This window comes from Enhygromyxa salina, assembly GCF_002994635.1.
Lineage (GTDB): Bacteria > Myxococcota_A > Polyangia > Nannocystales > Nannocystaceae > Plesiocystis > Plesiocystis salina_B.
The window spans coordinates 155869-179294 of sequence record NZ_PVNL01000051.1 but is presented as its reverse complement, the minus strand read 5'-3'; the positions used below and the strand labels follow the sequence as shown (position 1 = coordinate 179294).

General features: G+C 70.6%; 8 protein-coding genes. 1 reads left to right on the top strand and 7 read right to left on the bottom strand.

The features are described 5' to 3' along the window. Positions 1 to 22: 22 nt before the first annotated feature. Positions 23 to 850, top strand: coding sequence for a hypothetical protein (locus ENSA7_RS13600; RefSeq protein WP_106089706.1), 828 nt, complete (start codon positions 23 to 25; stop codon positions 848 to 850). Between the two features lie 27 nt (positions 851 to 877). Here the strand turns inward: ENSA7_RS13600 and ENSA7_RS13595 are convergent, their stop codons facing one another. The 7 genes from ENSA7_RS13595 to ENSA7_RS13565 form a co-directional block, all read right to left on the bottom strand. Next, complete coding sequence (locus tag ENSA7_RS13595) at positions 878 to 5704, bottom strand: hypothetical protein (protein WP_146157656.1); 4827 nt, start codon at positions 5702 to 5704, stop codon at positions 878 to 880. 255 nt (positions 5705 to 5959) lie between these two features. After that, the gene (locus ENSA7_RS13590) at positions 5960 to 11758 is read right to left on the bottom strand and encodes a hypothetical protein (protein ID WP_106089704.1); all 5799 of its coding nucleotides are present in this window, start codon (positions 11756 to 11758) and stop codon (positions 5960 to 5962) included. Then, positions 11745 to 12830, bottom strand: coding sequence for a hypothetical protein (locus ENSA7_RS13585; RefSeq protein ID WP_106089703.1), 1086 nt, complete (start codon positions 12828 to 12830; stop codon positions 11745 to 11747). The genes ENSA7_RS13590 and ENSA7_RS13585 overlap by 14 nt, the downstream gene beginning before the upstream one ends. Continuing rightward, positions 12827 to 15709 carry a hypothetical protein gene (locus ENSA7_RS13580; protein ID WP_106089702.1) on the bottom strand — a complete coding sequence of 961 codons (2883 nt, stop codon included), beginning with the start codon at positions 15707 to 15709 and terminating at the stop codon, positions 12827 to 12829. Before ENSA7_RS13580 ends, ENSA7_RS13585 begins: the two co-directional genes overlap by 4 nt. After that, on the bottom strand, positions 15706 to 19257 hold the full coding sequence (locus ENSA7_RS13575; protein WP_106089701.1) for a poly-gamma-glutamate biosynthesis protein PgsC/CapC: 3552 nt from the start codon (positions 19255 to 19257) through the stop codon (positions 15706 to 15708). Before ENSA7_RS13575 ends, ENSA7_RS13580 begins: the two co-directional genes overlap by 4 nt. Continuing rightward, on the bottom strand, positions 19254 to 21347 hold the full coding sequence (locus ENSA7_RS13570; protein WP_106089700.1) for a CHASE2 domain-containing protein: 2094 nt from the start codon (positions 21345 to 21347) through the stop codon (positions 19254 to 19256). The genes ENSA7_RS13575 and ENSA7_RS13570 overlap by 4 nt, the downstream gene beginning before the upstream one ends. A 181-nt stretch (positions 21348 to 21528) precedes the next feature. Further along, positions 21529 to 23424, bottom strand: coding sequence for a S53 family peptidase (locus ENSA7_RS13565; protein WP_106089699.1), 1896 nt, complete (start codon positions 23422 to 23424; stop codon positions 21529 to 21531). Between the last annotated feature and the right edge of the window lie 2 nt (positions 23425 to 23426).

Sequence of the window (23426 nt, the reverse complement as noted above, 5' to 3'; positions counted from 1 at the left end):
ACATCTTTGGCATACTCCCGAGGTGCGTGACTCGACCTTTGCCCTGACTTGCCGCTCTACGTTCACAGCGCTCGGCGCCGCGCTGGTGTTGACCGCCTGCCCGACCGAGGATCCGCCGCCTGTCAGCGACACCGGGACCGAGACCGGCGAGCCCAGCTGCCTCGACACCGAGTCGCCCGGCCCCGACATCGTCATCAACACCGACGCCGAGATCGAAGAGCTACAGCTGGGTGAGTGCGTCCCGGAGCGGATCATCATCACCAGCACCGTCACCAACCTGACCGGGCTCTCGAACCTGCGCGAGGTCGGGATCCTCGAGATCCGGTTCGCGCCCACGCTCACCACCCTGCTCGGGCTCGGCAACCTCGAGCGGGTCGACACGCTGATCATCACGGGCAACAACGCGATGCCGGCGCTGATCGAGTTCAAGCAGCTCGCGAGCGTCGGGTCGATCACGATCACCGGCAACAGCGGGCTCACGGATCTCGGCTCGTTCCCGGCCCTGACCTCGGCCCGGCGGCTCGAGATCGCCGGCAACGACGACCTGACGGACTACAGCGGGTTCGAGGCGCTGACCTCCCTCACCGGCAGCCTCGAGCTGTGGGACGCGGCGATCATCGAGAACTTCGTCGGCCTCGAGAACCTCGTGAGCGTCGGCGGTGACCTGCGGATCGAGGACAACAAGGTCCTGACCAGCTTTGACGGGCTGGGCGTGACCTCGATCGGCGGCGACCTGAAGGTCCTGACCAACGAGAAGCTGTCGGAGTGCCTGGTAGAGGACTTCGCGGCGGTCGTGGACGTCGGCGGGGCGACGATCCTCAGCGGCAACAAGGTCGCGCTGTGCGACTGAAGTCAGGGATCAGGGCGCGCGAGGGCTCTAAGTTGGCGCGCTCCGCTTGCGCGCCTTGAGCTTGGCGGCCAGGGCCTTGCCGAGCCAGCCCCCCTTGGCCCGCGCATAGATCTCGCGCATCTCGACGGCCATCTTGTTGTGGCTGACGCGAAAGTCGACGAGGTCCTGGACGAGCTGGCGCGACTGCCGGTAGCGCACGGCGCCGTCCATGAAGTCGATCCAGCCCTCGATCGAGGTCCAGAACTTGCCGCCCTTGGCCGCGGCCCCGCCGGCGCTGTCGAGCTTGGCGAGCTTCTGACGGTGGATCGCGTCGGCCTTCTCGCGCAGCGCGGTCCGCAGCGAGGCCTCCTGGCCGCTGCCCTTGGTCATCTCGGGCAGGCGCTTGACCATCATGCCCGTGTCCGTGAACCCAAAGTCCGAGTGGGCGTCGAGGCTGCGCAGGGCGTCGAGCCGGGTCTGCTCGTCGTCGCTGTCGAGCTTGTCGAGCCCGATGCACACGGCGTCGAGCGCCAGCCACCGATAGATGAAGTCGAGGCCCGTGCCCTTGATGTTCTGGGTGCCCATGACGGTGACGTGCACGCCAGGCGGGACCGCCCGCGCGCACTGATCGATGATCTGATCACCGGTCGCCCCCGAGTCCCACACGATGATCACCTGGGCGCGAAACAAGGTGATCCAGGCCCGCGTGAGCTCGGTGGTGAAGCTCTTGAGCGCGGCCGGGTTGCGGCCCTCGAGCACCGGCTCGAGCTTGGCGGCGAACCGCCCGGCGATCACGATCCGCGTGATCCGATCCCGCAGGTGCGCGAGCAGATCGTCGAAGTCGGCGGCGCGACCGACCTCGTGGGGGTGGATCAGCGTGGGCTCTTCGGCGCTGCGATCGTGCAGCGTGCGGACGGCCGCGTTTAGGTCTTTGTCGCTCGCGAGCTTGGCGACGACCGCCTCGAACTCGTGGCCGCCCTGGCTGTCGCGCAGCTTGGCGACCAGCGCTCGCAGGGCCTGGGCGTCGGCGCCGTCGGGATCGAAGCGCCGCCCGAGCGCGCCGAGCCCCAGCCGCAGCAGCGTGCACAGCTGCTCCCACCAGCCCTCCACCGGACCGCGAACCCGCCCGAACAGCGCCTTGAGCCGGCTGCGCGCCCGCTCGTGCCCGGCCCCGCCTTCGACGAGCGCGTCGGCGTCGACCAGCTCCTGCTCGGCCGCGAAGTTCTCGAGCGCGCGGTCAACGAAGATCTGCAGGCCCGCGAGGTTGGTCCCGATCAGCACGTGGGCGTCGACGGCGACGTCGTTGACGAGGATCCGCGAGAACACCTCCGAGCGACTCACCCGATCATCACGGTTGTTGACGACGGTGATGACCATCCGGGCCGGATCGCCGGCCGCCGCCAGATCCACGCAGCCCGTGCGCTTCCAGTTGTTCAAGAACCCGGCCCGCTCGTTGGCCGAGCAGCCGTTGACGAACGAGAGCGTGCGCCCGCGGACCTGGACGTCGGGGTAGAACTTGAGGACCCCGAGGTCGGGGTAGACGTAGTCGGCCATGCACACGATCGCCAGCTCGTCGTCGATCCCGAGCTGGCGCGCGAGCTCGGTGACCAGCGCGATGTTGCGGGGGTGCTCCGAGTACGGGAACAGCCCGAGCAGGTCGTCGGGCAGCAGATCACCCTCGTAGTCGCCGATCTCCAGCAGCTCGGCGTTGCGCAGCTTGGCCGAGTCCCGCAACACCGGGTTGAACGCGAGCTCGGAGCTGATCACCAGGTTGCCCTCGGGGATGAACCGGCCGATTACCGTCGCGACGTCGATCCCGGCCGGGCCCTGGATGTCCTCGTGATCCGGATAGGTGTTGGTGACGGTCGCAAAGTCGTCGCGCATCCAGCCGCGCTGCAGGATGTCGACGTACTCGGGGTTGAGCGCCATGCACTCCCACAAGAACACCTCGCTCTTGAGCCCGGCGGCGAGCACCAGCAAGTTGCGCTGCTCCCAGATCGTGGCCTTGCCGTAGGGTCGGAACGTGTAGATCTCGACCTGCGGACCGAGCGGGACCGAGTGGATGAACATCGCCTCGCAGCCGGTGGTCTTCGAGAAGGTTCGAAACCCGAGCCCGTGAAACAGCCCGGCCTTGAGCCGCTCGGTGCCCGACTTGCCCCGGGTCCCCCAGCCGCCGATCGACAGCGGGATCTCGGCGCGGGCCTTGGCGATCTTGCGGCGCCGCGCGTAGCCCGAGCCGAGGAACCAGCCCGAGAGCCCCAGCGCAAATAGCCCGAGCGCGTCCTGGCTGTTGCCCTCGAGGGTCAGGAAGTAGTGCAGGTTGTCGCGCAGCCACTCGTTCATGCCCGCGCGCAGATCCGGCAGCGCGACGCCGCCGAGCGGGAGGCTGGCGAGCGGGACCAGCGACGCGCTGGGTCGAGCCGCGTCGGGCGAGTCGGTGGCGACGATGATCGCGTCGCGCTTCGCGGGGCCGGGCTCGGTCGGTGGCTCGAGATCGGGCTCGGGATCAGTCTCGGGCTCGGGCTCGGGCTCGGGCTCGGGCTCGGGATCAGTCTCGGGCTCGGGATCTGACGCGGACGCATCGTCGAGCGCCCGCTTGCTCGGCGGGCCGGGGAACAGCGCGCGCAGCCGCGGCGGCACGGGTCGCTCGCCGATCACCGACGGGTGGGCCCGGAACTCGAGATCGACGCCGTAGCGGCTGCGCAGCTCATCGGCGAAGCGACGCCGCTCGCTCGGCTCGTCGGCCATCAGCGCCCGACGGCGCAGCTCGGAGAGCTCGGCGTACTTGAAGTTCAGCCGCCAGCGCGACCACAGTCGGCGGACCACGTTGCCGCGCAGGCGCAGGCTGGTCACGCCGTGGCTCGAGAGGATCTCGACCGGGTCGAGCCGAGGCCCGCGCAGCCAGTGCAGCCCCAGCAGGTCGTCGACGAGGGGGAGGTGGCGCCCCCAGCCGCCCTCGGCGTCGAGGTTGAGCCGCTCACCAGGGACCACCGTCGCGGTGACCTCGTCGAGCCGGCCCGGGTGCGCGCGCAGCTTGCCGACCAGGCTCCGGCCGACCGTGTGGCGGAACGCCTGGCGCTTGTTGCCGGCCGGGTGACGCAGCTCGTGAAGGGTTCGCCACATCCGGGTCACCCGACGATCGCCACGCCGCACCAACAGCCGCTTGCCCCGCTCGTCGACGTCGAGCCCCCAGTCGTTGCGGGTCAGCATTGGCAAGATCCGCGCGAGCTCGTCGTGACTGGGGTGCTGGCCCTCGTGAGTGGGCAGCGGGACCCTTCGTTGCCCGCCCGACGGGACCTGCTGGACCGCCTCGTCGAGGGCCTTGGTCCACGCCGCCCGCTCGCGTCGCAGCGCCGTGTCGATCTGCTCGATCGCAACCGACACGGCCTCGTGGATCGACGCGCTGCGGCTGACGTCGGCCAGGCAGGTGTGCAGGCCCTCGACGAGGGTCAGGGCGTGGCGCTGCAGCGCGGCGTCCATGCCCGGGGCCTCCGCGAGCAGCTCGCAGGTCGCCGCCGCCTGCTCACAGGCGACGCGCGCGATCAGGGGGTGGCTGACGCCGATGATCGTCGCGGCGAGCCGCTCGACGATGACCTCGGCGACCTGCTCGCCGGCCCGGGTGTCGCTGGCGATCCGCAGGCCACGAACCATGGCGAGGCAGGCGGTCGCGTGCACGCGCGGCATCTCGACCGCGGCCCCGTTGTCCCCCATGCGCGTGAGCAGCCGGGCAAACTCGTAGAACGATGAGGGTCGCTCGAGCGCCAGGACCTCGAGGGTCTTGGCGTGGGCGATGCGAACGAACTCGCTGGGATCGCCGCGCGTGATCGCCTGGGCCAGCAGCTCGGCCTCGGCGCTGTGCTCGAGCTGGGCGGCGAGCTGCTGAATCACCAGCCCCCGGACCAAGAAGTCGCGCTTGGGCCACTCGGGCGGGGTCTCGGCGTCGAGGCCCAGGCGCCTGCGCACGCACGCGCGATGGACCTCGGGATCGACCCGGCGCAGGCACGCGATCGCCCGGGCCTGAACCCACTCGTGCTCGTTGACGTCCTCGGCGATCGTCAGCAGGCCCGCGCGCAGATCCAAGACGCCGCGCTGGGGTGACTCGTTGCGATAGCCACGACGGGGCGGGAGCGCCGGGATCGCCGGCAGCGCTGGCAAGATCGGCAGGCCCAGACACGCGAGCGCGGCCTCGAGGCTCTCGAGGCAGGCCAGGCGCGAGGGCCAGCGGCGCAGCAAGCTGAGCTGGTTGAGCAAGAACGAGACAGGCTCGACCTGGGCGAGCACGGTTCGAACCTCGCTGTAGAGCCCGAGCGACGCGTCGTGGACGAACGACGAGCTCGCGTCCCAGTCCTCGGCGACCAGCGCCTGCTCGATCGCCGGGCCGATGATCATGATGCCGAGCTCGATCGCCACGACCAAGACCTCGCGCCGGTCGTCGTAGCGCTCGCGCAGCGCGTCGAGATCGAGGTGGCGACTGAGCGCGAGCCGATCGGCCCGGGCCGCGCGAGCGTCCGCGGCGGTCTCGTCGATCATCAGCTCGAGCCGGTTGCGTCGGGCGGCCTCGGTCTTGGCCCGCGCGTAGGCTTCGACGTGGTTCGCGACGTGTCGCTCGATCTCGGCGAGCTCGAATTGCAGCTGCGAGACCACCCGGACCGTCAGCACCGCGAGGCTGCCCAGCCGCAAGCCCAGCCGATCTTCGCCCGCGAAGTCGCGCGGATCGGTGAGCTCCGCGATTCGAAGCGCGAGCGGCTCGAGCCGATCACGGCGGACCCGGGCCTGCAGCGGCGGGAGCACCTGCTCGATCAGCTGCACCAACGCGGCCACGGCCGCGGGTGGCGGCGGTGCGCGGGTAAACGAGCCTGATCGATGTGGTGCCATGGAAGCGGCGGGGCACGGGAGCTTAACCCGAGCCTCGACCTCCGTCCCGCGAACGAAAGGCGCGTGATCGGCTCACGTGCCTCAAAACTCGCGCGGCTTCGCGAACTGGCGCGATTGGAACGCCTCGCGCCAATGCTCATGCGCCGATCGACTGGCGGAGACCTGTCGCCAATTGGCCCCAAGTCTGTCGTCCGCTTGCGGACGCCGCTGGGGCCTCGTCCGCTCGCGGACGCCGCTGAGGACTCGTCCGCTCGGTCAGCGCGGCCGGGCCAGCGCTCGCCCGCGACCTTGCGTGGAGCCGGCCTGGTGCTCGTCGTCACCCCAGCCGCGCGGGGCCCACGGCTCGCTGAACCACAGCTCACCGGGACCGTAGTCACGCAGGCGTCGACCAAACACCGCGTCGACGCGGATCCACAGCTCGATGATGTCGCGGATCGGGCTGGGCCCGTTCGAGAGATACACCTGATTGCGCAGCCCAAACGCGACTCGAGCCGTGTCGCGCGCCCAGACCCCCAACCCGAGCTCGGCGTCGACCCGGTGACGCAGGATCAGCATGCTGCGATCTCGATCCGCGAAGCGCGTCGACAGCTGGTAGCTCAGCCCCCAGGTCGGGACCCACGGCCGGGGCCGCCGACCGATCCCGATCAGCCCGACCTCGACGTTGACGTGGTCGAGCGGGACCGGATCGCCGTTGAGGTTGGGCATCAGCGACGCCACACCGACCACCGCGAGATCCTGGAACGGGTAGCCGCGCAGCTCGAGCTCGGGGCGCAGCTGGATCGGGTGATCCTCGAGGTAGCGCTGGTAGACGAGCGGGTGCGGCTCGATGAGCTCGGGCCCCATCGCCACCCGGCCGGGCGTCAACGACTGATAGCGCAGGCCGACGCTCAACCCAGCGCGCAGCTGCACGAAGCGCCCCAGCCAAAACAGACGATCGACGAAGCCATACAGCCGCACGCTGGTCTCGGCGCGGCCGAGGAACGAGTGGGCCATCACGTTCAAGTCGGCGCCGATCCGGGCACCGATCACGGGCAACCTCGCGCCGACGCCGATGATCCCTCCGGCGGCGACCGGGCTCTGGACCCGCAGGGCGGTCTGGGCCGCGACGTGCATCCACAGCAGATCGTTGACGAGCTCGCGGCGCCAGCCGACCCGCGCGTACAGCCCCAGTCGCGGGACGAAGTCGTCGACGTTGGCGATGTCGTCGAGCCCGACGGTGACCCGGGCGTCGAGCGATCCGATTCGGTTGCGGATCGGGTCGACCTCGTCGCGGGCGATCACGGGGCTCGCGAGCCCGACGGTGCGCCAGTCGAAGGTGTCGACGTAGGGCGACACCCGCGGGTCGAGCTCGCGGATCGACACCTGCGCGGGCGGGGGGATGTCCGGCCGATCTCGCCGAACCCTGGCCCGGATCAGCGCGCGGCCACGATCGCTGCGCAGCCGCACGCGGTACGGCGCCGCGTCGGTCAACAGCACGGTGTGGCCGCTCGCGTGGGCGACCTCGAAGCGTCGCCGGGTCTCGGTGATCACGGCGCGCTCGCGCTCGGCGTCGAGGGCCAGCGGGCCTTGCTCGGGGCCGCCGTGGCGCCCGTCGTCGTCGAGCCGCTCAATGCTCGCGATCAGGTCGTGGGCTTGCTTGCTGGAGTCTGCGTTGGTCAGCGCGCGGGTCTCGAGGTGCAGGCTCGCGGGGCCGAGCACCACGAACTCCACGGCCTTGCCGGACTCCGCCGTCCACCACCGCGCGCGCCGGTACGACTCGACCACCTGCAGCTGGTCTGGATCTTGTTTCGCGCTGCTCGGCGCCGTGCGGGTCCGCCACGAACACAGCCAGATCGGATCGTCGCCGAGCACGACCTCGAGCCGGTGCCGCGCGCCGCTCTCCAGCGGCAGCTCGAGCGTGCTGATCTTGGCGTCCTGAACCTCCACGTGGTGCTGAATGTCGACCGCGTCCCGGCCCTTGGCGCGCAGCCGCACGGTCAGCCGCGCGGCCCCAAACGCCCGCGGATCGTCGGCCCCGACGCCGCGCCCGGGGGCGAGGTCGGGCCGGGCCACGCGGCACCAGAATTCGGCCGTCACGCGGCCCGGCGTCGCGTCCCAGGCGAACACGCCCTTGCGCCCGGGCAGCAGCTGCTCGGACTCGGCGCTCGACCACGGCGCGACCATCAGCGCCTCACGGACCTGCGCCGAGGGGCTGGGCGCGAGCTCGGACACGGGCAGCTCGAGGCGCTCGAACCCGGCGTTGTCCTCGCTGTGATCGAGGGTGCTCCAGTCGCTGCGCAGCGCCGCGATGAACGCCAGCCTGCGCACGCTGGTGTGGCCGTAGCCGGGCTCGAGCTCGCGGGCCAGGCCGAACGCCAGCCCGGCGTCGCGCGCGTCGCTGCCGGGCTCGTCGAGGTGGGTCAGGAGCGGATCGACGGCGGCGAGTCCGACCGCGATCGGATCGCGGATCTGGCCCGGGTGACCCTGCATGCGCCCGTAGAGCTCGGCCCACGCGCGCCCGGCCTCGCGCTCACGACCAAACACCGCGCTCAGCAGCTGCGCCCGCGTGATCTCGCCGAGCAACAGCGCCACGTCGAGCTCATCGGGCGCCGAGCTGGCCTGCCGCTCGAGCTGCAAGCGCCCGAGCTCGACGTCGATCGCCGCGAGCGCGTCGTCGTTGGTGACCTCGCGCAGCTGGGCCCACAGCCCCAGCCACGGCTCGACCTGGGCCCGATCATCGCCGACGACAGCGGCGAGCGCTGGCCCCGTGAGCATCGGCTCGGTCGGCCGGCTCAGATCCGTCACGACGATCTCGCGGGGGGCGATCAGCGCGTCGAAGCGACGCTCGAGCTCACCGAGCAGCGCGTCGGCCCGCTCGCGCTGACGGACCAGCAGATCGGCCCGGTCGGACCACGCCGCGAGCCGCAGCAGATCGGCGCGAGCGTTGCCGGTCTCGCCGAGCATCAGCAGCAGCGCGGCGCGACGGGCCCGGCGATCGAGGTCGCTGGGGACCACCAGCAGCAGCCGGCTGAGCTGGCGCAGCTCCTCGATCATGCTCACGCCATCGAGCGCGGTCAGGCCGTCGAACACCTCGACGAGGGTCTCGTCGAGCTCGTCGTCGAACCCGGAGCCGCCGCCGAAGTCGCTCGGCCGGAGGCCCCGCCGCAGCGACAGCGAGCCGGCGATCTCCAGGCCGTCCTCGACGTCGAAGTCGACCTGCGTGGTCGCCCCCACGATCGTCAAGTTGATGTCGTGGCGTGGCGACGCCCACGGGCTCGACCGGATCGGCAGGGCCTCGAGATCGATCTCCATCAGCTTCACGTCGCCGTCGAGCTCGCCGTCGGCGCGGGCGGCTGCAGGCGTGCGCGGATCAAACAGCACGGTCTTGGCTGGCGGCTCGGTGCCCGGCTCGAACTCACCGACCTGGCGCATGGTGATCCAGACCGGCCGCGGGGGGATGTTCTCGGGCCAGCGCAGCTCGAGCCGGACCACGCCCGGAACCGCGGGGCCGGGCAGGTGCCAGCTCGATGACGCCAGCGGCCACATGCGCTCGCGTCGACCCACCTCGCTGGGATCGAGCGCCTCGACGTCGGCGGGCGGGGCGTCGACCCAGGCCACGGTCCCGGGCGGACCGTCGACCATGACCTCGTGGATCCCCTCGGACACGGCCACCTGATGGCGCTGGACCCCGGCCAGCTGCGGGCTGTACCACCGCTGGCCATCGACTTGCAGCAGCGCGGGCTCGCGCTCGCCGACCGGCGTCGCAATGTGGACCGCGAGCAGGCGCAGGCGTCGAGCGGCGACCGCGGGTGTGGCTGGGTCCTCGCCAACGTCCTCGAGCTCGCGTCGGATCGCCTGGGGCCCGAGCTCCGCCCGCACCCGCGCCGGCCGGCCGATCCCGAGGCGCAGCCAGCTGTCAGGGTGATCGTGAGGGTCGACGAGCGGCCCCTCGCGCGCGACGAGCCACTCGCCGACCGGCGCGAACGGTATCGCCGCCGACGACGGCCGGCTGGACACGGGGCGGCGGCGGGACCAGGTCGAGGCGACGCTCCACAGCCGCAGGGTCTGCGCGCGCAGGTCGTCGTCAGCGGGGGCCCGCGAGCGAGCCAGCTCGAGCAGGGCCAGCGCGGGGCTTCGCACCAACGACCGGGTCGGCTCGAGCAGCTCGGCGAGGATCCGCAGACCCTCGACGGGGAGCTCACCGATCGGATCCGCCCCGCCCGAGACTTGCTCGACCAGCGCGCGCGAGTGATCGCGGCGGCCCAGTGTCGCGGCCAGCATCAACCACTGCGCGCGCAGCTGCCCGCGAACCTCGGGCGAGACGCTGGGATCGCGGGCCAGGCTGGCCAGCCACGGCTGCACGCGCTCGACCAGGCGATCCATCGCGCGCTCGTCGAGGCGGCTGTCGCTGGCGGCCTGGGCGAGGGCCGCGACCGCGAGCAGCGGGCTGCGCTGGGCGAGCGCGTCGAACCGCGGATCGTTGGACACGATCGGCAGCGGCGCCAGGGTCTCGCGCGAGAGCAGCAGCTCGAGCCACTCACGCCCCGACGCGCTGGACTTGCGCAGCGATCGGTTGGCGGCCTTGGCTCGCTTCGCGGGGGTCCACCCACGCAGCGACAACAGCGAGGCCTCGGTCCGGCGCGCCCCCTCGATCGAGATCAGCGCGGGGCCACCGAGCAGCTCGATCTCGTAGTCGTGGCGGCCGGGGGCGAGCACGACGACGAGCTCGGCGTACTCACCGACCGCCTCGCCGTCCTCGGTCAACAGCGGCTCGAGCCGCGGCAGCGCGGTGTCTGGATCGACGCTGCGCATCGCCGGGCGATCGCTGAGCGGCAGCCGCTCGATCACGCGACCGCCCGCGTGGACCCGCAGCTCCGCCGCGTGCAGCTCGGCGCCCGCTGGCGCCCACGCGCGGGCCGAGATCCGCAGCTGCCCCGGGCCCTTGCGATCGATCGTCCAGCGCCGTGGTTGCTCGGCCAGCCGGTAGTCGCCGCTGTCCGCGACCGCGAGCCTCACCGCCTGGGTGTCGTCGAGCGCGATCGGGCGATCGCGGGATCGGTCGCGCACGTAGTAGGGCCGCACGTCCGGTCGCGTGCGGTCGATCTGGTCGATCGCCGCGAGCATGCGCCAGGCCTGGATCGCTCGCTCGAAGCGAGGCTCGTGGTCACCGAGCCGACTCAGCTCGGCGGCCAGCGCGGCGTGCAGCGCCAAGCGACGGGCGAGGTCGTCCGCCGGCCCGATCAACATCGGCATCTGATCGATCGGACCGTCGTCCGCGATCCACTCGAGCAGCTCTTGCTCGACCTCGACCGAGGCGTAGCGCGGCGATCGGGGCTCGACCCGCTCAATGACCACGCGGGTCGGGGCGTCGGCCTCGATCGACCACACGGCGCCCACGCTCGGCGGCTGATGCAGCTCCCAGCGCCGCTCGCCGCCCGGCCCCGGGTCCACCGCCCGACCGAGCTCGAGCGCCGCGGCGTGCTTGTCGACCCCCCGGATGAAGCGCAGCGGGACCGCGTCGCCGAGCTGGCGGACGCGCACGGTCTCGAGCGCAGCCACCCACACCCCCGCGGCGCGGTCACGATCGATCTCCACCACCCCGCGGACCGAGGGCGCAGGCATCCGCCCCTCGAGCATCGCCTCGCGCTGCTCGAGCCGCGCGGCCAGCTGGCGATGCTCGCCGCCGCCCGAGCCGAGCGGAACCAGCGGCCAGGCCACGCTCGCCGGCCGCCAGATCAACGCGAGCCGCTCGGGGTCCCAGTCGTAGGCGTGCTCGGGCACGACCAACGGCCGCGGGCTCGACACCTCGTCGTCTGGGTCCGGGCGTCCGTCTGCGCCAGGATCATCGCCAGGATCATCGCCAGGATCATCGCCGGGCTCGAGCTCGTCCTCGGGCTCGTCGTCGTCCTCGTCCTCCCCGTCCCCGTACTCGTACTCGTGCTCGCCCCGGTCCACGTCTGGGTCCGCGTCCGGCTGTGGCGGCGAGCCGGCGCGAGCCGGGGCGCCGCCGAGCAGGGCCAGCACGGCGACCAACACCAGCGCGAGCACGGTCGAGACGCGGTCACTGACAGCCATGGCGAAGCTCCTGGTTGTCGGCGCCGAACAGCGCCGCGGCCAGCCGCCGACGGGCCGCGCGATCGGTTCGCAGCTGCTGGCGCAGCGACTCGGACATCTCGACGTGCACGAAGCAACGTCGCGCAGTTCTGGCCGCCTGCCCCTGCACGTTGGTCTCGGCCCCGAGCCGCGCCGCGTCGACGCCATAGTGCGCGATCTGGAGGTTGGGGAACGCGGCGCGCAGACGCCCGAGCACGCCCTCGCTGGCCTCGCTGGGTCGCAGCGCGCCAGATGAGATGATCACCTCGGGATCGTCGTTGACCAGATCGCGCTCGAACCCGTGCAGCTGGATCAGCGCGAGCCGACGGTTGCGCAGCGCCAACGCGGTCGCGCGCGCGAGCGGATGGTCGGCCTGATGCGCGGCGTCGGCCGGGTTGCGCTCGGGGGGCACGAGCAGCTCGCGGGTGCCGTCGAACTGCCGGTAGCGATGGGTGCTGTTGACGAACAGGGCCCGCGGCGGCTGCACGCCGATGTCGCGCTCGATGAACAACCCGAGCGCGATCTCGCCGGTGTACTTGTCGAACCGGCTGTGCGGCGCCTGCAGCAAGTGCTCGATCCGACCGCGCCGTCGCGGCTCGAGCTCGCCGACCCGAAACACGTAGGATCCACGGCCGCGGCGATCGCCTGGTGGCTCGCTCAAGACCCACAGCGACTCGCTGGGAGACTCCCCCTCGAGAGCGCCGTTGGGGTCGAGCCGGACCTCGACGACCCGCAGCTCGAGCCCGGTCTCGGCCAACAAGCGCTGGGCACGAGCCAGCTTGGCCGCGCCGAAGTAGCCAGCGTCGGCGCGCTCGAGCAACATCACGACCAAGCTCTCGAGCGCGACCAGCTCGCGCTCGGTCACCGGCTCCCACCGATCATCGGTCTTGGGCCACAGCAGATCGTCGAGTTGCTCCACGGTCAAGGTCTCCTCCATGCTCGCGCGCGCTCCCGGCGATGCGGTGACGGGCGGCTCGTGGACGCAGCCCACCCAACCCACACAGCAGGCCGCGAGGCCGACCGCTGCCGCGCGCATGGGCTCGAGCTTGCTCATGGTTGGACCTCGCTCGGACGCTTGGTGTTCTCTGTCCAGCTCGCGGCCGGCTTGCTGCGATCAGCGACGCCCCGGTGAAACGCCCGGACCCAGACGCGATCGCCATCGAGCAGATCGACGCGGACCTCGTGCACGCCCGGCACGATGTCCTCACCCAGCGTGATCTGAATGGTCACCGTGTCGAGCGGCAATTTGTTGCTGCCCTCCAGATCGACGAAGCGGATCGGCTCGCGGGCGTCGACCAGGCGATCTTGCTCGTCGAAGGCCCCGCCCGGATCGATCGAGTAGCTGCGATCGACGATGCTCAAGTGCTCGATCGGGACCCCGGTGCGCCGTCGGGGGCGGCCATCGTCGATCGTCACGGCGAGCTCGGCCCGCTCGCGCCGACGCGGGACGTACACGACCACGTTGACGGTCAGCGCGGCTTGATCCGGCTTGCGCAGCGGAAACACCAGGCTGTTGGTCAGCTCGTGCACGACCCGACGGCGCGAGACCGGCGGACTCGCGATCAACACCGGTCGATCGATCCACATCTCGAACTCGCTGTTGCTCGCGTCGAACTCGAGCTCGACGTCACGCCGCCCGCGCTCGACCGGCAGCTTCCAGCGCCCCCGGGTCTCGGCCACGGTGTGCTCGTAGGCGCGCTCCCCGATCCGCAGGCCCACGCTGCGCCCGAGCGTGCTCGGTGCCACCTGCCAGTGCAATTGCGGCGCCCCCGGACCGGTCGCCGAGAAGTCGATGACCAGCTTGCGGTCGGGCCACAGCTCGGTGAACAAGCTCGGGTCCCAGCGATCCGCGAGCCGGCGTCCCGCCTCGGCGTCGAGCTCCTCGAGGATCGACCGTCGCCGGTGGACGCCGCGCGGATCGAGCGTGACCCACGGTCCGGGATCCCAGCCGTCCTGGCCGTCGCGCTCATTGGCGAGTCGATCGTCGGGATCGCGGCCCGACCCGCCGTCGCCCTCGCCGTCCCCGCGGCCGTAGCCGCGCGGCTGCAGCCGGACCTGCGCGAGCAGATCGCTGATCGCCGAGTCGTCCTGCAGATCGTCGTAGTTGATCGGCCGCAGCGGGAACCACGTGCGGGTGTCGAGCGGCGGGTAGCGCCAGATCGTGTGCTCCGTCTGGTACTCGCGAAACGGCAGGCCCACGACGTTCTCGACCTCGGGCCAGAACCCGTAGGCGCGCACGATCAGCCGCTGCTCCGGGACCTCGAGCAGCCCCGGGATCCCGGCGCGGGCCCGCAGCTCGAGCTGCGCCGCCTCGGCCGGCGCGATCACCCGCCAGGTCTGGGGCTCCGAGACCGCGTGCCAGCGTGACTCGACCGGACCCAGTCCGTCCGACTCGCCGGCGATCATGACCCCTTCGAAGTGCGACTCGACCGGCCGCCGTCCGGTCCATGGCTCGCACCCCAGCTGCTCGCCAGCGTGGTCGAAGAAGCACAGCTCGAGCTCGGGATCGGGTCCCCGGTCCGGGTCGCGCCACGACCACGCCATCGGGGTTGGATGGACCACCCGCACGTCGAACCGAAACATTCGAGTCGCGTAGTCATCGGGCCCCTCGATCGCCCAGCGCGGCAGCACCTGCCACTGCTGGCCGAGGTGCACGGTCTGGATCCGGCGGACGTCGGGCTCGAGCACCTCGTTGCCCTCTTCGTCGGTCCGCCGCGGTCGGTCGGCCTCGCACAGCCACACCCGCGCGTCGTCGGCCCGGGACTCGGCGACCTCGAGCGCGAGCTCGAGGAACTGCTCGGACTCGAAGATCAGCGTGTGCACGCCCTCGGGCACGCTCAGCGAGCGCACCGCGACGCGGCTGCGGCCGTAGGGGACGTCGCGGCCCCCGTTGCCCCCCAGCCAGTCGAGCCCGCGCCGCTTGACGGACAGATCGGCGAAGTGGTCGGGGTTGCCAAACACCTCGAGGGTCAGCTCGGCTGGGCCCAGCACGTTGACGGCGAGCGAGTGCGCGTCGTTGACCTCGAGCCGGCGCCGATCGGTCTTGGTCCCGCGCGGCAACCGAAACCCGCTCTCGTAGATGCTCAGGGTCTCGTAGTCGACGCCCGCCAGGCCCTCGGCCGACATCCGCGCCCACACGTGGCCCAGCTTCTGGCGGCGCTCGTCCTCGCTCAGCTGATCCCAGTCGCGATAGGTCAGGTGATCGACGAGCGCCGCGGCGGTCTCCGGCGCGAGCGAGAGCTCGCGCAAGGTCCGGTCATCGACGGGCCGCTCGTGGCGAACGTAGACCCGCGCGAGCCCGCGGACGTCGGTGCTCGGCTCGCGCGGCACGAAGGTCATCCGCAGGCGTCGGTCCCCCACCCCCTCAGGCAGGCGCACGCGGGTGAGTCGATCATCGGTCAGCTCGCGGGGGCGCCGGCCGCTGCCCGGATCGTCGAGCAAGAACGAGTTCTCGTGGCGCCAGCCGAACCGATCGTGCCCGCTCTTGCTCTGGCGCGTGCGGATGTTGACCTCGTGGGTCCACTGCGGCTCGCCGTCGAGGCTCTCGAGCGTGAGCCGGATGCCATAGGCGAAGTCTTCGTCGGCCCCAAACTCGTGGCCGGCCGGCAGCTCGACGTGGGTGATCAGCTTGATCGACACGTCGCCGGGCCCGATCCGAAAGCTGGGCGCGTTGAACAGCTCCTGCGGGATCACGTAGTACGCGATCCGATCGGTGCCCGCGAGCTTCTCGGCCAGCGGCGACTCGACGAAGTCCGAGATCGCCTGGCGCGCCATCGTCATGGCGATCAACAGCGCCATGATCACCGCGGCGGTACACGTGGCCACGACGATCTGCCAGGGCCGCGCGCCGTGCTGCGCGGGCCGACGCAGCCGGGCGGACAGCTCCGGACTGGAGCGCGTCGCGGGTCGAAGCACGCGGCCGTCGGTGCTCATGGTGGCGGCTCCGTGTCGGGGGCGGGCGCGAGCTCCGGGAGCTGCTGAACCTCGATGTCCTCGATCACCAGCAGCTGCGGTCGCGCCAGGGCCACGGTCCGCAGGCGCGCGCTCGGATCGCTGCCAAACTCCGCGAACGACAGGCTCGCCTTGCCCCCGAAGCTGTGGTCGAGGATCACCACAGCCCGCTTGCCGAGCTCGAGGCCGACGTAGTCGATGATGATGAAGGGGTGACCAAAGTCGAGCCCGAGCGCCGCGCTGACCCGCACGTCGACGGCCTCATTGCGCAGCGCGTCGAGCGAGCGCAGCAGGTGCAAGTTGCCGGTCTCGGCGAAGCCGATCGCCCAGGCCACGGCCTGATCGTAGCCCGGCCTGCCCACGGGTACCCGCGCGTGCCCGTTGGGGCTGAGCGAGTCATCGCGCGACCACAGCGGCTCGAGCATCGCCCCGACCTCGTGGCGCGAGGGCACGGCGAAGTGAGCTTGTCGGAGCCCCCGCATGACCGCGCTGCGATCCACGCTGGTGGTTCGCTGCGCCGCGTAGCGCTCGCGCAGGCCCGCGCTGAGCCACAGCACCCGGCCCTCCCCGCTGCCGAGCTCGCGGCTGTACTCGAGCTGGGGGACCCCCGCGCCGGACAAGAAATACAGATCCTCGGAGCCGTCGGCGACCTGGCAGCTGTCCCAGATCTCGACCAGCAGCCGCAGGTCATCTCGCAGCAGCCCCCAGCAGTCCTGTTGCTCCTGCAGGCCGTCGACCGGCAGCCCCATGCCCAGGATCACGTCGCGCGAGACCGGCCGAAACGACGCGAGCCCGCGCAGCTGCACGAACTCGAACCGCTCCTTCGCGGTCCGATCGATGCCCTGATGGATCGCGTGAAACGGGGTCTCGAGGTTGCCGGTCCGGACCGGGTCGGGGTTGGGCGGCAAGGCTCCGATCTCGTCGCTGTCGCGCTCGGTCCCCTCGCTGGCGGCCCTGGGGTCGCGCGGCAGCCCGTCGGCGCCCGCGATCAGCAGCGCGCGGCCGTCGAGCAGCTGCCACATCTCGGCGCCCACCCGCCAGGTCTGGCGCTCGCGATGCGGACGCGGGACCTCGACCACGTGGGCCTTGGCGCGCGCGTCGCGACGAACCACCAGCGTGCCCCAGCCCGAGGTGCTGGGCCGCGAGCGCTCGCGCAGCATCACCAGGCATCCGGGCCCCGGCTGCGCACAGTTGCCGAGCTCGACGAGCTCGTAGTCGAGCTCGGCCGCGCGGACCCGGACCCCACCGGGCAGCGGTCGCCCCGGGGACAGATCGTCGGCCCACCGCATCAGCGGCTCGACCACGAGCTGCTCGAGCACCAGCAGCTCAGCGCCCGAGGGCGCCCGGTAGCCCTTGCCCGCCGTGCCCGCCGGCTCGCGGTGCTCGTCGATCTCGATCAGCAGCTCGAGCAGGTGGTCGGGCTCGAGCCTGCGCTCGGGCGCGACCGCGAGCGCCGGCTCGAACTCGGCCGCGCCGTCGATCACGAACGCCTCGAACCGGGCCGGGGTCGAGCGCAGCAGCACGAAGTCGCTGTCGCCCGCGGGCATCCGGACCACGGTCGCGTGGGGCTCCCAGTCGATCTCGTAGTCCGGCCACAGCGCGACGAGATCAAAGTATCCGCGCAGCTGATGAATCCGGGCGCTCGCGCGACCCAAGCCCGGCGCGGGCTCGGTCCGGGGCTCCGGACCAGGCGGGCTCGCCAACGCCTTGCTGCCCTCCAGGTCCGCCACCAGCTGCCCGACGAACCCGCGCTGGGGGGCGTCGACGTCGGCGCGCAAGACCACCATGTCGGCGTCGAAGGCCTGCATCGCGAGCTCGAGCGGCCGGGGGTTGAGCGGGGTCCCGACCGTGTGCCGCTCCCGACCGGCGACCAACACCGCACGGCAGTCGACGCGTCGGCAGGCGACCGCGGCCGCCTCCGCGACCGGGGCCTCGCTCCATGGCATTGGCACGACCAGCACGGGCCCCTGCGCGCCGGGGATCAGCAGGCCCGTCACCAGCCCGCGCCGTCGGCCCGAGTCGTCGGCCACGATCGCCAGCCACTCACGGCGCGGCCGCGCGTCGGCCTTGGGACCCGTGCCCGGGTTGGCCCCAGCCTCGGAGCTGTCGGCCAGCCCCATCGGGTAGCGTCCGAGCGACACCACCTGCAGGCCGAGCACGCTGCCAGCGCTGCGCAGCGCGTCGATGTCGGACGGGAGCCCGCGCGCGACCCGGGCACCCATGGCGAGCTTGGCTCCGGCGCCCTCGTCCCCGACCTCGCGCTGCAAGGTCGCGGCCGTGGTCCAGAAATGTTGCATCCAGCCGCGGGTGGTCGCCGACATCGGCTCGGGGTGTCCCGGCCGGGCGTCGTAGTCGATCCGCGCGAGCGTCATCACCCCCAGCGGGTTGCTGGCCAGCCGCGAACTCTGCGGCTGCGTGAGGTCCTCGTCGGGCGGGAGCTGGGGCCTGACGACGTCGAGCAAGTAGCCGATCAAGCTGCCGATCACGAACCCTCCGGCCGACGCGAACAAGCTCGGCAGCATCACAGCCCGCACGCTCTTGACCGACAGCATCTTGACCGCGAGCAGGCTCGACAGCAGGTAGCCAAACCCATAGGTGTCGCTGATCTTCAGGTTCGGGAACCACGGCGCGAGCGAGAACCCCAGCGCGACCTTCCACAGGAACGCCAGCGTGAACACCAGCACGATCTTGCGCGGGCCCTCGAAGTCGAGGTGACGAATGACCGGGAGCTTCAAGAAGCCCTTGGTCAGGTACAGCACGATCATGGCCTCGCCGAGCGTCGCGGCCAGCTTGAGCGGCGTCAGCCACAGCATCGCCAGCAGCGCGGGCACCAAGATCCCGTTGAAGTCCCAGCCGTAAGTCAGGTTGAACTGCGCGGCCAACAGCGCCGCCGTCAACAAGATGATGTGGGCCTTGGCGTGGCCCACGAAGTTGATCGCGGCGTTCTCGTAGGTCAGCTCGACGCTGCTCAGCGACAGGTTGGTGTAGGGCAGCAGCACGAAGTTCACCAGCAAGAAGGTGATCCCGACCTGGATCCCCAGCTGCGCGAGCCCCCGGTGCAGCGCCGGCTTCCACAGCATGTTGGCCGTGAGCGGGACCAGGACCAGGCCGACGCTGTAGAACTCTTGCTGAGTCTCGTACTGGGTCCCAAACAGCTCGTCGATCTCACCGATCGCCCACGGTGCGAACCATGCGTGGTCGTGCATCCGCACGATCAGGCTGACCACCAAGATCAGGAAGAAGCGTTCGCGCCCAAAGAACCGGGTCCACGCGTCGGTCCGACTCAAGACCTTGGCCAGCGCGGCCGAGATCGCCAGGGTCAGCAGCGACTCGAAGATCACGATCCCGCCGGTGACCGGCTGAATGATCAGCACCGACGCCAGGTAGCCGGGCACGACCGCGCCCGCGAACACCCAGCCCAAGGTCTCGGTGCACACCAGCACGACCATCAGCCCCACCAACACCGGCAGCAGCATCGACTGGTCGAGACCGCGAGCCGGCAGCAGCTCGAGCACGAAGGTGTCTGTCATGATTTGCCAGAGCCACCGCGGAGCACTCGCAAGAGGCCGCCGCTGCGGGTTCGAATAGTCTGTGCTGGTGCGGACGACCTCGCCATCAGCAAAATGTGCTCGTGAACCGCGGGCTTGAAGCCCGGCAGATCGATGCCTCGTTTGCTTCGGATCCGGGACAGGACCCACACGTCGTCGCCTGGATCTTCGATCCCCGGCGTCGCGTCGAGCTCGATCTCGTGGCCGTCATTGATGACCTTTCGCATCAAGCGATTGGCGTGCTCGATCGACTTGCCCGTCAAGCGCGCGAGCACGGTCCGAAGGTTGTCGTCGGGGGTGTCGGGCGAGAACACGCCGGGATATCGGCGCTTGAGATCGGCCTGGAGCCGGGGATCGATGAACTCGATCTCGCCCCACACCGTCGCGATGAGGGCGCGCACCGGCAGCTGCTCGAGCAGCTCGAGCGCCCAGCGGTGCTCGTCTCGAAGCAGCCGCAGACCCCCGACGATCGTCTCGACGTGATCGCGAAGCCGCGCGTTGGTGGCTTGATCCCGCAGGGCCAGGCGCTCACGCCGACGCACCAGCGCGCCCGCCATCTGCCGACCCAGCCGCTCGAAGGTCTCGCAGTCCTCGCGCTCGAGCACCAGATCCTCGAGCATGTGCACCAGCCACAGGCCGAGCAGCTCGCCGTCGTCTTCGAGCGGCACGATCAAGGTCTTGCGCCGGCCCACGTGCGGACCGCTGGGGACCACGTCGACCGCCCATCCGGCCCGCAGCGTCAGCCACGGGGTCCGAAACGGGGCGCGCCGCAGGTCGAGCCCCTCGCGGCCAGCGATGAACGCGTGGCTGTCGGCGTCGAGCCTGGCGCTGGCGCGGACCCGAAGCTTCCAGGTGTTGCCCTCGCGCTCGATCACCGTCGACGCGGCCGCGCCTCCGATCGTCTCCTGCGCGTACTCGGCCCCGAGCTCGGCGAGGTCTTCCCAGAACCCCAGGTTGTCCGGATCGCTGTCGCTGCCGCCGCCGCCGGTCGCGTCGCGCAGGACCCGAGCCCGAAGCTGACGCAGCCCGATCAAGGTCTCGATCGCCTCGTGAGACCAATAGCTGATCGCGACGGCGCCCAGGGTCAACAGCGCGTGAGCCGAGCCGAGCCGGTACCAGCCGCGCTGGTAGCAGGCGAAGTCCAGCACCAAGATCAGCACACAGCTCGCGATCACCATGACCGCCGCCGCCGCGCCCCGCAGGCGCACGAACAGCCACAGCCACAGCAGCGCCAGGCCAGCGCCAAGCGTGTACAGCAGGTAGCCGTTGTCGATCAGCGGCTCCCAGACCGCGCCGTCGGCCTGGCCGGCGAGCGCGTGCGCTTCGATCTCGGCGGGGCTCAGGCGACCGACCGGCGTGTCGAGCAACATCTCGTAGGCGGGGTCGGTCACGCCAAGCAGCACGATCCGGGCGTAGAAGGTGCTGGGCGGGACCTGATCGGCCGCGACCTGGTAGGCGGGCACGACCGGCAAGCGCGAGGTCGGGACCATCCACGCAACCGGCAGCCGCTCACCGATCGGTCCAATGGATCCCGCGCGGACGATCAGGTGCAAGCGGCTGTCCTTGCTCAGCACCATGTCGCCGCGCTCGAGCCCACCGTCAGCCCACGGTGACGCGCGCTCGGCCGCGTTGCGGGTGATCAGCATCTCGACGTCGGGGTGGTTTGCGAGCACTTGGTCGAGCTCGGGCCCTGACTCGAACATTCGCGTGTGGCCGACCTCGGCCAGCAACACGGGCGCGCCCGGCTCGATGTGCTCGATCAGCTGCTCGAGCCGCGACGCCGGCCACGGCGGCGGACCCCAGCCCCAGTTGGGATCGGACACCGTGTCGTGATCGGCCGCGATCAACAACACCTTCGAGTTGGTCGGGCGCGGTCGACCGGCAGCCTCACCCAATTGCACCCAGCGCTCGCGCAGCTGACTGTCGATCGCGCCGACCAAGCCGATCTTGTCGAGCGTCAAGACCAGCAGCAGCGCGCCACAGATCACGATGGCGACGCGGATCAAAATACCGAGCTCGCGCGGGCTCGCGGCTCGCCGGTCGGTCCGGGTCTCGATCCTCGGCTTCGCCATCGCTAGTCTTGCAGCTCGGGTTGAAGGCCGACGTGGCCGCGAACACGTCGCAGGGCGGCGCCACGAGCTTGCGCGACACGAGCTGCCACGTCCAGCGCCGAGCCCGTGGTCACCCGCTCAAAAACAACAGCCAGGGTGGCCACGTTGGCCACTCTGGCTTGCTGTGTGCGCAGGTTCGAGACTAGGGCGAGGGCACAGTGCTCGCGAACGCCGCAGCGTCGGGCGCACCCCACCCGGTCACCGGGTCCCAACCAGGCGTACAGCTGTGGTCGTCGGTGGCTCCGGCCGTGATGTCGCGGAACGTGGCCTGCACCGCTGGCGTTGTGTACAGCATCTGATTGAGATAGCCCACTGGGGCCATTCCGTTCTCGTCGCGATACTGGTTGACGACCGCGATGATGCCCGCCCAAACGGGCGAGGAGAAGCTGGTGCCTCCGTACAACATCCACGAAGAGTTATAGTAGACCCAATATGGAGACCCGGTAGACGCCGCAGCCGAGACGTCTGCCGTCACCCGCTTGTTGCCATTGCCAATGTTGCCGGCGACCGCGACTTGCCACGCCGGCATGTCGATTGTGAGCGAGATCCCGGAGCCAGACTTGTTCCAGCCGGTCTCGTTGGTCACGTTGCCCGAGCCGTTGAGGTACAGCTGGGTTCCGCCCACACCGGTCACCCACGAGCTGCAGCTGGGGGTGTCGACCTTGCCCGAGTCGCCGGTCGCCGCGAGCAAGGTGATGCCGAGCGCGGCGCCAACGAGGCCCGCGTCGTCGTACTGCCAGCGCACGACCGGCGGCTCCGAGTCTTCGCGATGCGCGAACGAGTTGGTGATGACCGAGACGCCGTCGGCCTGCGCGCGCGTCACGGCCTCGTTGAACACGAACACCATGGAGGTGTTGCGCGAGTCAGGGCCCTCGTAGCCGATGATCTCGGCGCCTGGGGCAATCGCGCCAGACCAGGTGTTGTCGAGCTGCGACTCCACGTAGCGCGTGACCGGATCCTCCATCAGGTAGACGACCTCGGGGTTGGAGCGCACGATCCCCCAGCTCTGCCAGAAGGTCTGAGCCCACTTGAAGTGGATCTGCGCGCCCATGATCACGCCGATCTTCTGCCCCGAGCCGTCGTAGCCCTGCGCGTACAGCTCGTCGACGTTGTAGGCCCGGGCCACGCGATCTGGAGTCAAGCGCGAGCCGCTGTTGGCTCCGTTCGGCGGGCTCGCCTGGATCTGCCCGAGCTCGTTGGGCAGGTTGCCGACCTCGGCCGGCAAGTCTGCAGTCACGATGCCCTGGCTGCGGTTGGCGACGAACAGCGGCAGCGTCATGCTCTCGGTCGCGCAGTAGACCGGGATCGGCGGGTTGCCCTGCTGCGGGTTCTTGCGCATGCACACGTGCAGCGTGGTGTTGAACGCCTCGTTGAACTGCCCGACCGTGCCCGAGAACTGGATCAGCGTGCGGTTGGTCGCCAGGTAGTTGACCGACAGCCCCTCGTAGGTGAGCCACGCTTGCAACAGCGTGAAGTCGCTCTCGAGCGGCGAGTAGTTGTCGATCAGCTCCTGGGTCGACAGGTAGTCGCCGTACAGATCACTGGTGGGATCGGAGACCTCGAGCACGAAGTCCTCGAGCTGCTCGCGATCGCGCAGCTTCAAGCCGATCAACGAGCGAAACGAGTCGTTGGGATCGGCCGCGCCCAGATCGTCGTAGACGCCTGGGAACGGGTTCGGGACCCCGTCGGGGTTGGGCACGTCCTCCCACTCCTCCTCCGGGATCTCGTCGAGCGGGCTCGGCAGCGGATCACCGTCGCCGTCGCCGTCGCCGTCTCCGTCTCCGTCTCCGTCGCCCGGGTCGCCGTCGCCGTCGCCCGGGTCTCCGTCGCCATCCCCCGGATCGCCGTCGCCATCGCCCGAGTCGGAGGTCTCCGTGCCGACGTCGCCGTCGCCGTCCCCGTCCCCGTCCCCGGTCGATGTGGAGGTCTCAGTCGTCCCCTCCCCTTCGCCGCCGATCACGGCATCGTCGACGCAGCCGCCGAACAGGGCCAGCGACAGTAGGGATGCTCCATAGTTTGCAAGTTGAACACGCTTCATGA